The 14,196-nt window shown below is 28.9% G+C and carries 14 protein-coding genes; 5 read left to right on the top strand and 9 right to left on the bottom strand.

Annotated features, from left to right (window positions below; genetic code table 11):
* Positions 1 to 96: 96 nt before the first annotated feature.
* Entirely contained in the window at positions 97 to 378 is a 282-nt protein-coding gene (locus tag K7H06_RS11455; protein WP_223036183.1) for a hypothetical protein, read from the top strand.
* 275 nt (positions 379 to 653) lie between these two features.
* Positions 654 to 920, top strand: a complete 267-nt coding sequence (locus tag K7H06_RS11460) for a late competence development ComFB family protein (RefSeq protein ID WP_223036184.1) — start codon at positions 654 to 656, stop codon at positions 918 to 920.
* Positions 921 to 987: 67 nt separating this feature from the next.
* Here the strand turns inward: K7H06_RS11460 and K7H06_RS11465 are convergent, their stop codons facing one another.
* Positions 988 to 1,296, bottom strand: a complete 309-nt coding sequence (locus K7H06_RS11465; protein ID WP_223036185.1) for a hypothetical protein — start codon at positions 1,294 to 1,296, stop codon at positions 988 to 990.
* Between the two features lie 139 nt (positions 1,297 to 1,435).
* Between K7H06_RS11465 and K7H06_RS11470 the strand changes: the two genes are divergently transcribed.
* A complete protein-coding gene (locus tag K7H06_RS11470; RefSeq protein WP_223036186.1) occupies positions 1,436 to 1,999 on the top strand; it encodes a phosphatase PAP2 family protein in 564 nt (187 codons plus the stop codon).
* Positions 2,000 to 2,084: 85 nt separating this feature from the next.
* Here the strand turns inward: K7H06_RS11470 and K7H06_RS11475 are convergent, their stop codons facing one another.
* The 5 genes from K7H06_RS11475 to K7H06_RS11495 form a co-directional block, all read right to left on the bottom strand.
* On the bottom strand, positions 2,085 to 3,005 hold the full coding sequence (locus K7H06_RS11475) for a tetratricopeptide repeat protein (RefSeq protein WP_343216785.1): 921 nt from the start codon (positions 3,003 to 3,005) through the stop codon (positions 2,085 to 2,087).
* A gap of 78 nt (positions 3,006 to 3,083) precedes the next feature.
* Positions 3,084 to 5,078 carry a methyl-accepting chemotaxis protein gene (locus tag K7H06_RS11480; RefSeq protein WP_223036187.1) on the bottom strand — a complete coding sequence of 665 codons (1,995 nt, stop codon included), beginning with the start codon at positions 5,076 to 5,078 and terminating at the stop codon, positions 3,084 to 3,086.
* Between the two features lie 306 nt (positions 5,079 to 5,384).
* Positions 5,385 to 6,119, bottom strand: a complete 735-nt coding sequence (locus K7H06_RS11485; RefSeq protein ID WP_223036188.1) for an N-acetylmuramoyl-L-alanine amidase family protein — start codon at positions 6,117 to 6,119, stop codon at positions 5,385 to 5,387.
* 177 nt (positions 6,120 to 6,296) lie between these two features.
* The gene (yfcE, locus tag K7H06_RS11490; RefSeq protein WP_223036189.1) at positions 6,297 to 6,839 is read right to left on the bottom strand and encodes a phosphodiesterase; all 543 of its coding nucleotides are present in this window, start codon (positions 6,837 to 6,839) and stop codon (positions 6,297 to 6,299) included.
* 20 nt (positions 6,840 to 6,859) lie between these two features.
* The gene (locus K7H06_RS11495) at positions 6,860 to 8,368 is read right to left on the bottom strand and encodes a M1 family metallopeptidase (RefSeq protein WP_223036190.1); all 1,509 of its coding nucleotides are present in this window, start codon (positions 8,366 to 8,368) and stop codon (positions 6,860 to 6,862) included.
* Positions 8,369 to 8,728: 360 nt separating this feature from the next.
* Here K7H06_RS11495 and alr point away from each other — a divergent pair, with 360 nt between their 5' ends.
* Both alr and K7H06_RS11505 read left to right on the top strand, forming a co-directional pair.
* Positions 8,729 to 9,886, top strand: a complete 1,158-nt coding sequence (alr, locus tag K7H06_RS11500; protein WP_223036191.1) for an alanine racemase — start codon at positions 8,729 to 8,731, stop codon at positions 9,884 to 9,886.
* A 97-nt stretch (positions 9,887 to 9,983) separates the two neighbouring features.
* Positions 9,984 to 11,117 (top strand): M14 family metallopeptidase, encoded by a 1,134-nt coding sequence (locus K7H06_RS11505; RefSeq protein ID WP_223036192.1) that lies wholly within the window; start codon positions 9,984 to 9,986, stop codon positions 11,115 to 11,117.
* 62 nt (positions 11,118 to 11,179) lie between these two features.
* On the opposite strand, the gene K7H06_RS11510 is transcribed toward K7H06_RS11505, so the two are convergent.
* The 3 genes from K7H06_RS11510 to K7H06_RS11520 form a co-directional block, all read right to left on the bottom strand.
* Positions 11,180 to 12,514 carry a peptidoglycan bridge formation glycyltransferase FemA/FemB family protein gene (locus K7H06_RS11510; protein WP_223036193.1) on the bottom strand — a complete coding sequence of 445 codons (1,335 nt, stop codon included), beginning with the start codon at positions 12,512 to 12,514 and terminating at the stop codon, positions 11,180 to 11,182.
* Positions 12,515 to 12,721: 207 nt separating this feature from the next.
* Positions 12,722 to 13,159 (bottom strand): 2-thiouracil desulfurase family protein, encoded by a 438-nt coding sequence (locus tag K7H06_RS11515; RefSeq protein WP_223036194.1) that lies wholly within the window; start codon positions 13,157 to 13,159, stop codon positions 12,722 to 12,724.
* Between the two features lie 306 nt (positions 13,160 to 13,465).
* On the bottom strand, positions 13,466 to 14,161 hold the full coding sequence (locus K7H06_RS11520; RefSeq protein ID WP_223036195.1) for a transglycosylase domain-containing protein: 696 nt from the start codon (positions 14,159 to 14,161) through the stop codon (positions 13,466 to 13,468).
* Positions 14,162 to 14,196: the final 35 nt, after the last annotated feature.

Genomic DNA, 14,196 nt, shown 5'->3' on the forward strand with positions numbered 1-14,196 from the left:
GAATAGGTTTCTTTTTTGTATAAAAAAGGATTTATTGTATATATATAGAATATACACAATATAGAATATTTAGACTTTTGAGAATGGAGTGATAAAATGAAGAAGGAAAGCTTCAAATCTTTTTTAATGACATCCAATCAATCCCAAAATATAGACACTTTAATAGCAGCATCAGAAAGGTTAGAATCATCCTATGAAATAGACCTTGATGAAATCGTTTCAACAGAAACAAAAGCACAAAAACTTCGTATTTCAGTATACTTTGATCATGAATTAACGCCCCTTGATCGAAAACTATATCCAGATGTAATAAAATCATATTTTCAGTTTATACACAATGCTACATTACCACCACTAAATTTTAAAACGAAAGTGTAAAATAACAAATCAATTACTTAGACTATGAGTACTATAACCACTCATAGTCTTTTAAATACACCTATACTTTCTGAGTTTTATGTTTTCTCACTTTAATATTTGAATACTTATTTTTCTAATCATTTTCTTGTATCTATAATAAAGAAGAAATTCTCGACAAAATATAACAACCTTCACTGTTGAAATGGTGTAAAATAAAAATAGTTTTATTATTATAGGTTCATAAAAACATCAAATTTTCTATAGATCTGTTTATAACGAAAGGTGAGAGACGAATGCCCAAAAATTATATGGAGGATATTGTAAATCATTTATTACCATCTGTTTTAGAAAAATATAATCATATATGTACCTGTGATAAATGTATTAAAGATATAAAAGCATTAACCCTAAATAATTTGCCACCTTTATATGTAGCTAGTGAACAGGGAAAAGCTTTTGCAAAATCCAATGAACTAAGCAGACAATTTCAGGTAAATGTCATTCAAAAAATCGTTGAAGCTATTGAGATTGTCCAAAAAAATGTTAAACACAGCTTATAAAAATCTAGATACTTAAAAAATCAGGCTAAATTTCAGCCTGATTTTTTAATTTTTCTTCAAATCATTTTTACATGTACTCTTTTAAGTCTTCTTGTTGATCATCAATAACCACTTCAAGACCACCAAATTTACCTGCTAACACATTATAAAGCACAGCAAATAATGCTCCAAAAGCACCATAAATCCCTATCATTAATACGGACATAATCATATAACCAATTCCAAAGAACATAGGTTCCTTTGATCCAGAAACTGCACCAATTAAAAGGGCGATAATCCCTACAATTATCATAATAATTACAGGTATAATAGCAAAATACATTGTTACTTTAAAAGCACTTCCAGCTTTTACTTTTTTGATTTCTAGTTCTTTCATTTTTTCACCTCCTATTCCATTTATTGTATTCGACAACAAAAGCTCAATTCCTACATTTATTTTTTATTACTTGTTTCTTTTTATTTTATTATGTTAAAATATTATAAAAATATTATTATCACCATTGGAGGAGTATATTATGCTTGAATTTATAAAAAACATTGATATTAGTATCATAGACTATATTTATAACTATATTCAGTCTCCCTTTTTAAATAAAATAATGATTCCTATTAGCACCATAGGGAATGGTGGTTTCATCTGGATTATTATTATTTTAATTCTTTTACGAACTAAAAAACATAGAAAAATGGGTTTGGCTGCTACTTGTGCATTGCTCCTTAGTGCCATTTTAGGACTACTTATATTAAAACCTCTAATTCAACGTCCTAGACCCTTTGTAGAATTATCATATATTCATTTGCTTATTCATGCACCATCTTCATATTCTTTTCCTTCTGGCCATACAATAACAGCTTTTTCTACAGCAATTACCTTAGTAAAAATGATCAAGAATAAAATATTTGCAATTCCAATTATGCTATTAGCTATATTTATCGGATTTTCACGAATATATTTAACCGTACATTATCCTTCGGATGTATTAGCTGGCATCATTCTAGGATTTATTTGTTCAAATACCGTATTATTCCTATTAGAAAAAAATATATGGAACAGACAAAAAACGTCTACTAATGAATAATTCATTAGCAGACGTTTTTCATCTATTTATACACTTTTCTATACCAAAAATAAGCTATGTTCTAAATATCCTAATATAACATTTTTTACTCAAACATAATCTTATAAGCTTTTAATCCTCTTATAGGATCTACTTCTTTATCTTTCTTCATATAATCAATTACATCTGGATATAATCTAGTTGCTTTAATAATATCTCTTAGCCCTTTTTCCAAAAGATTTTCATGAATATAAAAACAACCTCTATTATAATATAAGACCCAAGTTTCTGAATTATACTCAATCCCTTTTGTAATTACTTTGATAGCTTCCTTATATTCCTTTTCTTCTTTATAAAGAACGGCTAAATTCAAAAAACTATAGGGATAATTTGGATTTTGATCAATAGATTTTCTATAATAATATATGGATTCATCCTTTTGTCCTAATTTTTTCAAAATAACACCCATATTAAATAATCCCATATAATGATTTGCATCTATTTCAAGACTTTTTTTCATCATTTCCAAAGCCATTTCATTTTGATTTAACTCCTCATAAATAGATCCTAAGTTGATATATGCCCAAATATCTTCAGGTTCAAGGTCAATTACTTTTTTATAATAGCATATAGCTTCATCTTTATCTCCAATTTGATCATATGCATCTGCCAAGAAAAAGTATGCACGATCATAACTAGCATCCACATCAATAGCTTTATGATAATAATCAATAGCCTTTTTATATTCCTTTTGATGATCATATATAATTGCTAAACCATAATAGGCTCTAGCTTCTTTAACATCTATTTGTAAAACTTCCTTATACTTTTCTTTAGCTGCTTTATAATCTCCTAGTTCATCATACAATAACCCTAAATCTAATAATAGTTCAACATCTTCTTTTCCCCCTTCAAGCCTATATGCTTTATGATAAAATTTCAAAGCTTTCATCAATTGGTTTTCTTCATAAAATTGATTAGCTATATTTCTATAATTATTTTTCATATAATCATTCTTTGTCATCATTCATTTCCTTCCTGTTTTTAAATTCCATACCATTAGCATATAAAAAAGCATCTCTATTTTCAAGAGATGCTCTATATTTTATAATTTAAATTTGCTAATGATTTCTTGTAAGTCTTGAGCTAAATGAGCTAAGCCATCACTAGCACTAGCAATTTCATTCATAGAAGCCGTCTGTTCTTCTGTAGAAGCCGCAGCTTCTTCTGTACCAGCAGCATTTTCCTCAGCAACAGCAGATAGATTTTGAATAATATCTATAATTTGGTTTTTCTTATATTCAACCTCTTTTTCAGCATCATTTAATTTCCTAATTAATACGACTGCTTCTTTTATTGAAATTTCTATTTCATTGTATTTTTGCTCTGTTATTTTCACCTTTTGTGATTGTTCTTCTGTAACTTTAGAAACTTTTTCAACCATTATTACTGTTTTTTGAGAATTTTCTTGTAGTTCTTTCACAACTATATCAATTTCTTTTGTTGATGCAGTTGACTGCTCTGCAAGTTTTCTAATCTCATCAGCCACTACTGCAAATCCTTTACCTGCTTCTCCTGCTCTTGCAGCCTCTATAGCTGCATTTAATGCCAATAAATTTGTTTGTTCTGCAATAGAAGCAATGGTAATACTGGCTTGTCCAATCTTTTCTGAACTTTGATTTGTTTTTATAATCTCCTCATAAATCTCCTTTGATGCCAATAAACTTTCGTCTGTTTTATAAATCAAATCATTGATAATATTTAATCCTTCTTGAACCTTTTTTATTACATCTAAAGATGCATCATTTAATTGCTTTGCATGTTGTTGATTTAACTCTATAATTTCTCCAAGTTCTAGGGTTTTAGATGCTCCTTCTTCCGTATCTCTTGCTTGATCCATTGCACCTTTAGCAATTTCTTCAATGGTCTTAGCCACTTCTTCTGAAGCTACTGCTGATTGCTGGGCTGTTGCCATAAGTTCTTCTGAAGATGCTGCAACCTGCTCTGAAGAATCAGCAACACGCCTAATTAAATGACTCAAATTATTCTTCATTTTATCAAAAGCTCTTGCAAGCCTTCCAATTTCGTCCTTTTTGCTTAAGAATTCCTTTGGAACATCTTTTGTAAAATCACCATCAGATAAAATTTCCGCCTGTTTTGTAGCTTGAATAATTGGATTTGCAATAGAATTTCCAATAAAATAAGCAACCATCCATCCAATGATTAAAACAACCAACGTTGCAATAATGATATAAGTTTTTAAAACCTGTACTTCATGAAGCAACTCAGATGTTACAGCCGTTAATGCAATAGACCACCCTGTTCCTTTTATTGAAGCATACCCCATATACTTATCTTCACCTTTAAATTCATAAGTTCCTACACCTGTCCCGCCTGCTATCATTTTTTCTGTTAATCCTGCTAATTCCTCTAAACTTTTATCATTTTTTGCTTCATTTAATAAATTATATTGATCTAAAACCAATTTACTATCCGTATGTCCAATGATCATACCATCTTTATTGATCACATAAGAATGTCCATTTTCTCCATACTTGATATCTTTTGCCAAATCACTTATGAAAGTTCCATCTTGAATAGCTAATAATACCCCTGTAATTGTATTATTATATTTAATAGGTACAACCATTGCAATAACAATAGAGCCATCTACTTTACTAATAATTGTATCCGATACAGCCCGATCTCCATTTAATGCTCTTTTAAAGTATTCACGCTCACTCAAGTCTTTCGTACTATTATCTTCATAAGTAGCTATTCCATTTTTATCAATAGTAGCCATTCTTAAGTACCCATTTCTCTTAATTTCTTCCAGTAACGCTTGTTGCTTATTTTCTATAGAATTAGAAGGATTTGCTATTCTTGTTCTTCCTGCAATTTCTTCTAAAACTCTAAATTCTCCATCTATACGACTTTCCACAACCTTTGATGCTTCTCTTGCCATCTGTGGAAGTGCATATTCTATCTCACTTAATAAAGTATTAGACGCTTTTATGTAAGCTATCATACCAAGTCCAGTACACATAATGAATAATAATACAGAAAAAATAGCGATTAATTTAAGTTTTATGCTTTTCATGTACACACCCTCTCTATTTTTATAGTTTTAAAACGCCTCCACCCTCCTTTTTTTTAATTTATACCCATTCCTTCTAATGATTAACATTTCTCACTATTATACTTTTTCAACATTGTATTTCTATAATATTTATCGACTTATTTCAACTCAGCATTAAGCTTTAATTCTATGTTATTTATGTATGTTTATACATCATTTTCCTATTGAAGCAATATTTTCATATCTCACTATGCCTATTTCATTTTGCAAAAAAAGACTTCCTTTAAACTAACCTCAAGGAAGACTCTTTTAGTATTCAATATTATATTATTCTTTAAAATATTTTACGATTCCATTACAAATTGCCTGTGCAATTTTTGCTTTATATTTTTCACTTCTAAGAAGTTTTCGATCTTCTGGGTTTGTTATAAATCCTATTTCTATTAAAACCCCTGGAATTTGCGTCTCTCTTAAAACATAAAAATCATCTGGTACAATAACTGCTTTAGTATTATTCATATTTAAAAAACTTTTATAGACTGTATTGTTTATAGATGTACAAATAGATTGGGCCAATCTTTTACTTTCTGTCGACGTAGGATAATAATAAATTTTAACCCCTCTTGTTTTTATACTATCAGGATTGGCATCTACATGAATACTTGTAAAAATATCACCATTATTATTAATCATGCTTTTTCTTGCATCTAAATCTTTTAAATATCTTGATGCTTTTATATCACTTTTCTCTTCTAACGAAACATCTTTATCTCTTGTCATGATTACATTAAAATTTTTACCTATTAAAGATTTCTTTAGCTTTAATGAAACTTTCAAGTTTATATTTTTTTCTAAAAGTCCAAAATTTTCTCCTGTCCCACCATCAATTCCACCATGACCAGGATCTATAACGATTTTGCTCCTTATGGAAGAATGAAAAACAGTTGCTAAAGGTTCGTCTTTCCATGTAACAAAAAAGCATATCATACAAATAAATAAAATACACGAAAAAAAAAGTTTTTTGTTTATTTTAATTGTAATAAAAACATATCTTTTTAGCATCTTATCACCTTTTCATGAGATTATACAATAAAATATATTCAATTGATCTTGTCCTTATTAATTGTACTTGCAAAAAATCTTCATTTTAGAGGTGCATTTTTAAAATCAAAGCTTCATAAGGGTAATCTCTATATTATAAATAAATTCCCCATAACCTTTAAAGTTATGGGGAATTTATTATAACTGAATTGATTTTACTATATTTTCATCTAAATCCTTAATCTCAAATAAATTATTCTCTAAAATACCATATGTATGAGGATTATTCTCCTTCGGTAAAGTAATAGAGCCTGGATTTAATAAATAAATATAATTATATTTTTCTGCTACAGGAATATGTGTATGACCATGAATTAAAACATCATTTTCACTCAAGTTTGGAAGATGATCCTTATTATAGATATGTCCATGAGTTAAAAACAATCTTCTATTATTATGAAGAATCATTGTGTAATCTCCCATCATTGGATAATCTATCACCATTTGATCTACTTCACTATCACAATTTCCTCTCACAGCTATGATTTTTTCTTTATATGCATTTAATAAGGTTGCTACTTCTTTTGGATTATAATCCTTTGGCAATGGATTTCTAGCACCATGATATAGTGCATCTCCTAAGAGTACTAAGTAGTCTGCTTTTTCTCTATCATAGATTTCTAATGCTTTTTTTAAATAGTATAATGACCCGTGAATATCTGATATAAAAAATAATTTCATTCTATCTCCTCTTTCTTATATTATTTTTGATACAACCATTCATTGGCTAAATCATCAAAATCATCATTGGTAATCTCTTCACATATCTTTAGAAAATCATATGTAGTTGCATTTTTAAATTGATAACTCATATAATAATTTCTTAAAATATTATATATTTTCTTTTCTCCATATTTCTTTTCTATATCATACATAAACATAGCTCCTTTCTTATAAGCTAATGCATGATATTCAGAATTATTTTTAAATTTATCTAAAGATTTTGCGATTACTTCATCCTTTAATTTACCTTTTTTACTATTATAACTATTATATATATATTTATTAAAATAGTCTTCTCCATATTTTTTCCCATATACTTCTTTAAAAAAGATATATTCAGAATATGTTACTATCCCCTCATCTAGCCATGGTTCATCTACTTCATTATTTCCTACTACACCATACCACCATTGATGAGCTGTCTCATGAACAACAACTCTTTTAAGCCTATCCAATATTTGTTCATTATAAAACTTTTCATTAATCATAACAAGTCCAGGATATTCCATACCCCCTACGTGATTTGACGCTACTACTGAATATTGTTCATAAGGATATTTTCCAAATATACGATTAAATGTTTTCAATGCATCACAAGCAACTTTTAAAGCCTCTGAATTTACTTTTTTGTCATCTCTTATAAAATAACCTTTTACAACAATTCCATCTACTTCTTTTTCTAATTTAACGAATTCATTACTGGCTATAAAAGCAAAATCTCTCATTAAGGCAGCTTCTACCTTCCATATTTTTTTATTATTCTCTATTTTTTCAGATATCAAATTTCCTGAGGAGGCTATCATCATCTCCTTAGGTCCTGTAATGGTTACCGTATAATTTCCAATATCACTGTAAAAGGGATCTCCAAATTTATAGTAAGGGTCAAGATTCCACCCAGTATCATCATATACAGCTGCTGCAGGATACCAATTCCCAAAATTATATGTATCTTTCCCATAACCAAATCTTTGTTGTGCTCGAGGCAACGAGGCTTCATACTCCATATAAATTTTAACATTTTCCCTAGGCTTAAGAGATTTAGATAACTTTATATGTAAAAGAGTAATCTGTTCTTTGTTGATATCATAAGTTGCCTTTTCTTCATTGACCAACAATTTATGAAGTTTAAAATCACCTTTACTAAATCCATTGGTATACGGAGTCCCATACTCGTCGGTTATATATGGCGTTGTTTTTTTACTTTTAAACGTATTGGGATAGGTATGAAAATATATTTCATTTAAAGTAGTATTTGTATTATTTACATATATAATTGTTTGTTTAGCACGATACATTTTTTTTTCTGGATCAAAATCAACATCAATATCATAATTATTTATTAATTGATTAGAATATGTAATATTTGGGCCATCTTTTTCATGTGTAAATCTTAACTTACCTGCTACAATATCTACACATGTCAAGACAATAAAATATAAGACAACCGCATAAATTGCCAACAATAATATAATCGTTCTTTTTTTCATTTGTTCCCCCCTAAAACCCTCTTCACATGTGCTTAAAACAAACCCTTATAAAATTAAATATTCATCATCAGTATATACGAAATACTCCTATATTTCAACAAAACCCCTATATGAATCTTTCTCATTCAAGGTAAGCTCTCCAATAAAACTTATTTTCTAAATAAATTTTATTGCATGAATCAAAAGAAATATGGAGATATTTTAAGTATAATAAAGGATATAGATAATTTTGTCGAATTTCATAATGCTAAATAGTATTCAAACAATTTAAGTTCACAAATGAGTATGCTATACTAATATGGGAAAGTTTGATGAAAGTATCAATCTTTCAATCAAGATCATAAACAGGAGATGAAATTTATGTGTAATGCTTTTTTTGAAATAAACCTTGATTATATCATCAATAATTTAGAAGAAATAAAAAAAGAAATGAAAAATCAATCCATTATGGCCATTGTAAAAGGAGAAGCTTATGGTCATGGATTAGTGGAAGTTGCTAAATCCATAGAAAATCAAGTAGATTATTTAGGAGTTGGACTTGAATACGAAGCAATTAAATTAAGAAACCATGGCATCCATAAACCTATTCTAATATTAAGTCCCTACTTTAATGCAGATAAAGTACTAGATTTTCATATAACCCCTAGTATTGACAACATGAATGACTTAATAGATTTATCAAAAAAAGCAGTAGAAAGAAATGAAGTTGTAAAATTTCATTTAAAAATTAATACGGGGATGAATCGATTTGGACTTGCTCCTGAAAAGCTAGATGAGTTTATTGACACTTATTTAGATTTAGAAAATGTTTCATTAGAAGGAGTTTTTTCACATTTTGCTGCTGTTTATAATCACGCTTATGTAGATCAACAATTAACTATTTTTAATAGCTGTATCACTAAGCTAAAAGAAAAGAATATAGATATTGAATTTATCCATATGGCAAATAGCAAAGCTGCCCTTGAAATTCCTAAAGCAAGATTCAATATGGTTAGAATAGGAAATGCCATATATGGAAAAATCGCTAACAAAAAAGGGCTCAACATCAAAACAGCAGGCAGATTTATGGGGAAAATTATTGATACAAGACATATTAAAAAAGGTGAATTCATAGGATACGGAATTGCCTATAAAGCTAAAAAAGATATTCGCATTGGAATCATTCCAATAGGATTTTATGATGGTTTTGAAGTTGGAAGAGAAATTAAAAATTATTCATTAAAAGACGTATTGATGAGTGCATTCAAATCCTTATATAGATATAAAAAACCACGAGATTTAGTCTATGTAGGAAATATACCACTGAAAACAGTTGGTAAAGCAAACATGCAATTTTTATTAGTAGATCTTACAGACCAACATGAAATCAACGTAGATACTGTAGTAGAAATTATGACCCCATCTTTCTTTGTAGGTAGAGATATTGAAAGAAAATATGTAAAAACAATTGACCCTTTTCTATACAGTGAAACCCAAATGATTGATAAAGAAGTGGCCATTTCTTCATTAGATGAATAATTACTAAAAGACACAGTCTACTTAAAATAAGCTCTGTTTTCATAACAAGACAGAGCTTATTTTATATGTGGATATCTTAAAGGGGGAACTTTATATTTTGAAATCTAGAAAAATATATACCATTATGTTCACTTTATTTCTTATATTTAATTGTTACAATATAAGTTTTGGAGAAAAAATAAGTATTGTTAATCCTAATAAAACATATAGTTATAAAAACTTAACTAATGATTTAAAAATATTGTCTACTAAATATCCTGATTTAATCACCTACCAATCCATTGGAAAAAGCAAATATGATCGAGAAATATGGGCTGTAAAGGTAGGTCATGGTGAAGCAACAATATTTTTAAATGGTGCTCACCATGCAAGAGAATGGATTACCTGCAATCTATTAATGTATACCATTGATGAATATGCTAATGCTTATGAGAAAAATACTTTTATAGATGGGTATGATGTCCATAATCTACTTGATAAAGTATCTATTTGGTTTGTCCCTATGGTTAATCCCGATGGAGTAACCCTACAGCAATTTGGCCTATCTTCTTTTCCAAAAGAAATCCATGAAAAACTAATTGATCTGAATGATGGAAATAAAAATTTCAAAAGATGGAAGGCAAATGCAAATGGAATTGACTTAAATAGACAATATCCAGCTGATTGGGAAAATATTAAATACAATCACTCAAAGCCCTATTATAAAAATCACAAAGGACAAGCACCTTTAGTATCAAAAGAAGCTCAGGCTCTTGTAGATTTTACTTATGAAATCAATCCAGAAATAACTGTATCCTATCATAGTTCAGGGCGTATTTTATATTGGCACTATAAAACCAAACCAGAAAATTTGAAACGAGATAAAAAAATAGCTACTAGTTTATCAAAGATAACAGGCTATAGATTAGTAAACCCTACTAAAAATCCAAGTGGTGGTGGTTATAAGGATTGGTTTATACAAACATTGAATCGTCCTAGTTTTACCATAGAAGTCTATCCTTTTGTTGGAGAAAACAATGTACCTGCCTCTAAATTTAATACTATATGGGATAGGAACAAATCTGCTCCCCTATATCTTGCTTGTGAAGGATATGACCTTTGGAAAAAGCATACTCCTTACAAAAATTTAACAACAAATAATCATCCCTATATTTTTACTGAATGTCAAATACAAATACTTAAGTTCACTACTGAGATCATGCCTACATGGATGTGGTTATTTCATCAATAAAAAACCCCCTTTAAAGTAGAAAATTAGTTACTTTAAAGGGGGTTAGTTCATCCTATTCAATTTTATTTTTTCTTTTTAAGCTTAGATCTAATTTTTTTGAACTTAGGAAGTGCAAATCTAAACATACTATACACAAAACTATTGATAACCAAGTCAAACTCACCAACAAACTCTACAAAATCTCCATTAAAGCCTTTTTTAAACTTATAAAGTCCATAGAGTGGATTATCTGGATTTAAATCTCCTGAAACACCTCTAAAGTCGTACATATAGCAGTCTAAGTCTAAGGTATCTTCGATCATTTTCCACTGCATTAGATAATTTGGCATTGTATCACGAAGTTCATTATGAGATGCACCGTATAAATACCATCCTTTGCCCCCATAATATAAATATATTGCTCCAGCTACATAAACCTCTCTTTTATCTTTATATGCTGCAATGCTGTCAATTCTTTCTTTAAAGCTGACTATTTGTCTTTCGCTATCGGCAATTCTTTTCTCTATATCAGATAGCTTTTTATTATGCTTTTCTATTTTTTCTTCATCTTTCTCATTTTTCAACATAGCTCGCGTATCATTTTTTCTCTTTTCAAGTCTTTCTTTATTCTTTTCTTGCCCATCAAGCTTTCCTTTAATTCTATCATAATCTAAATCATAATTATATTTAACCATATACATTCTACAAAAAGGAGCAATTTTTTCAATCATATCTTTGAAATAACTTCTGGGTCTTGTAATGAAATTATCTCTTTGTCCTGTAATGACCATTATTTCATGAAATCTATCAATGATTTCCTCCGTGATATTATCCTTATCATAAACATCTACAGTAAGTCCTCTATTTTCAGCCACTTTAATATTGTATTTTGTTTTCTTTGAAAAGTCACCAAAAATTGATTTTTTTCTTTCCTCAAGTTCCTTTTCCATATCAAAATTTAACCTGAATACAAAATTAGGTTGTATGTTCTCAAAGTTTTTTGTATTCTTATGATTATATCCCATATGGATTAGCATGTCCTTAACTTCATTTCCAAATTGAACTAATTTTTCATTTTCATTTATATGTATATCTGGATCAACAGATATAAAAGCTATTTTATTTTTTTTCGCATAGTCTCTCATAAATTTTGTAAATTCTTCAACTAAGGTTTTATCCCTATAGTCACAATGAAATCCCCTAGGTATATATCCCATATACTGATTCATATATGGAATTTTTCTTAAAATAAGTACACTTGTTAATACAATCTCACCCTTTTGATTATACCCCCCTAAGAATTTAGCTTTCCATTCTTTTTTTACATCTGCCCAATAAGATGTCTGAAAAATATGACCTTTCGCATCATTATTAAAATCATTCAATTGTTTTTTTTCTATTTCCTTAAAATTATACATCTTAAATCTCCTCACTAGTATTTTTAGATATTCAATCTTCAATCAGAGTGTTTTCCATTATATGTAAATATTTGTTGTAACTTTCAAATCCACTAAAATACAAAAACATGATTGTCTCAATATATATATAAGCATAAATAATTGATAAATTCAATAGAAACTTATTTAATTCTCTATGTAGTCAGTATAATTGACCATTTTCTTATTTCATATTCTTTCAAGTTCATTTTCTGTGTAAACTTTGATACCATTTTTTATTAGCAACTCTGCTACTAAACCATTTCCTTCTTTTAAGGTTCCATTAAATGTTCCATCATAAATACGTCCATACCCACAGGAAGGACTTCTTGATTGGAGTATTGCTTTTTTTATACCAATGGTTTTTATAATTTCTAAAGTTTTCATTGCCCCATCCATAAATTCTTTTGTAAAATCCTCTCCCTCATTACTAATAATTTTTTTGCGCCCCTCATGATCTTGAACCATTTCACAACAAGCTCTTGGCGTATTTAAACCAGCTATCATCTCTGGACATATGGCTATAGCCTTTCCTTCCTTAACTAACTGACCAATTTTTTTATTCAATATATTACTGCTATCATATCTGCAATTTACTCCTGCTAAACAGGCACTTACTAAATACAAAATTTTCATCCTCCTTCAAATCCTCTATATTTATATATAAAAAATAGTATAAGCACATTCTTTCAATAGATTTTATTATATCATATTAACCTTTTTTTCTTGCAATCATAGTAATATTACAAACGACTTAAACGTATACTATTTTATTTTAACATTTATTAGGAGGGATTGTATGCATCGAGGAAGAAATCTAATCTTGTCGTTATTGGGCATTATAGGTCTAATATTTATTTTCAGCAGATACCATTGGTAATACTTTTCATACTCAATAAATGGTCAGGAAATTTCTCCTGACCATTTTTTACATTATTGAGCTATAATAATCATTTTCTTTTGAGTTATTTCTTTTATTTTTTCATGGATGAATCCGTTTTTCTCCATTACCATAAGGACGATTTCTTGCCTTTTCTTTGCTCTTTTAAAGTGCTTTTTTGGATTATATGCACTAGGCGCTTGAACAAGTCCAGCAAGCATTGCACATTCTTCTAATGAAAGTGCCCATACATCTTTATCATAATAAATCTTACTTGCATTTTGAATGCCATAAGCCCCTGCTCCATAGTAAATAACATTCAAGTACATTTCTAAAATTTCTTCTTTTGAATATCTATTTTCTAGCTTAATTGCTAAAATCAACTCTTTTAATTTTCTAGTATATGTTTTTTCTCCAGATAAAAATAAATTTTTAGCTAACTGCTGCGTAATAGTACTCCCGCCTTCTTTAATGCTGCCTTCTTTTATATTTACCCAAAATGCTCTTCCAATCCCGATCATATCAAAACCATCATGTTTATAAAACCTTCTGTCTTCTACTGCAACAATAGCATTTTTTAAATCCTTAGGAATTTGATCTATATTCGTATAATTAGGTATATTAGATGAAATTTGTTTCATCAAATCTTCATCAATAACATACTTATCACTTTTTATTTGGCAAGCATAACTATTTACTCCAATAAGAAAGCTTATGAATATTAATAGAAAAATGGTTATCTTTTTCATCCTCTATCCCTCCTCCTACACGAATTGTCCTATCT

Origin of the sequence: Crassaminicella profunda (genome assembly GCF_019884785.1) — a bacterium.
Lineage (GTDB): Bacteria > Bacillota > Clostridia > Peptostreptococcales > Thermotaleaceae > Crassaminicella > Crassaminicella profunda.

Coding starts and splice junctions, on each gene's coding strand:
- K7H06_RS11455 (WP_223036183.1), top strand. CDS start 97: ATGAAGAAGGAAAGCTTCAAATCTTTTTTAATGACATCCAATCAATCC.
- K7H06_RS11460 (WP_223036184.1), top strand. CDS start 654: ATGCCCAAAAATTATATGGAGGATATTGTAAATCATTTATTACCATCT.
- K7H06_RS11465 (WP_223036185.1), bottom strand. CDS start 1,296: ATGAAAGAACTAGAAATCAAAAAAGTAAAAGCTGGAAGTGCTTTTAAA.
- K7H06_RS11470 (WP_223036186.1), top strand. CDS start 1,436: ATGCTTGAATTTATAAAAAACATTGATATTAGTATCATAGACTATATT.
- K7H06_RS11475 (WP_343216785.1), bottom strand. CDS start 3,005: ATGATGACAAAGAATGATTATATGAAAAATAATTATAGAAATATAGCT.
- K7H06_RS11480 (WP_223036187.1), bottom strand. CDS start 5,078: ATGAAAAGCATAAAACTTAAATTAATCGCTATTTTTTCTGTATTATTA.
- K7H06_RS11485 (WP_223036188.1), bottom strand. CDS start 6,119: ATGCTAAAAAGATATGTTTTTATTACAATTAAAATAAACAAAAAACTT.
- yfcE (WP_223036189.1), bottom strand. CDS start 6,839: ATGAAATTATTTTTTATATCAGATATTCACGGGTCATTATACTATTTA.
- K7H06_RS11495 (WP_223036190.1), bottom strand. CDS start 8,368: ATGAAAAAAAGAACGATTATATTATTGTTGGCAATTTATGCGGTTGTC.
- alr (WP_223036191.1), top strand. CDS start 8,729: ATGTGTAATGCTTTTTTTGAAATAAACCTTGATTATATCATCAATAAT.
- K7H06_RS11510 (WP_223036193.1), bottom strand. CDS start 12,514: ATGTATAATTTTAAGGAAATAGAAAAAAAACAATTGAATGATTTTAAT.
- K7H06_RS11520 (WP_223036195.1), bottom strand. CDS start 14,161: ATGAAAAAGATAACCATTTTTCTATTAATATTCATAAGCTTTCTTATT.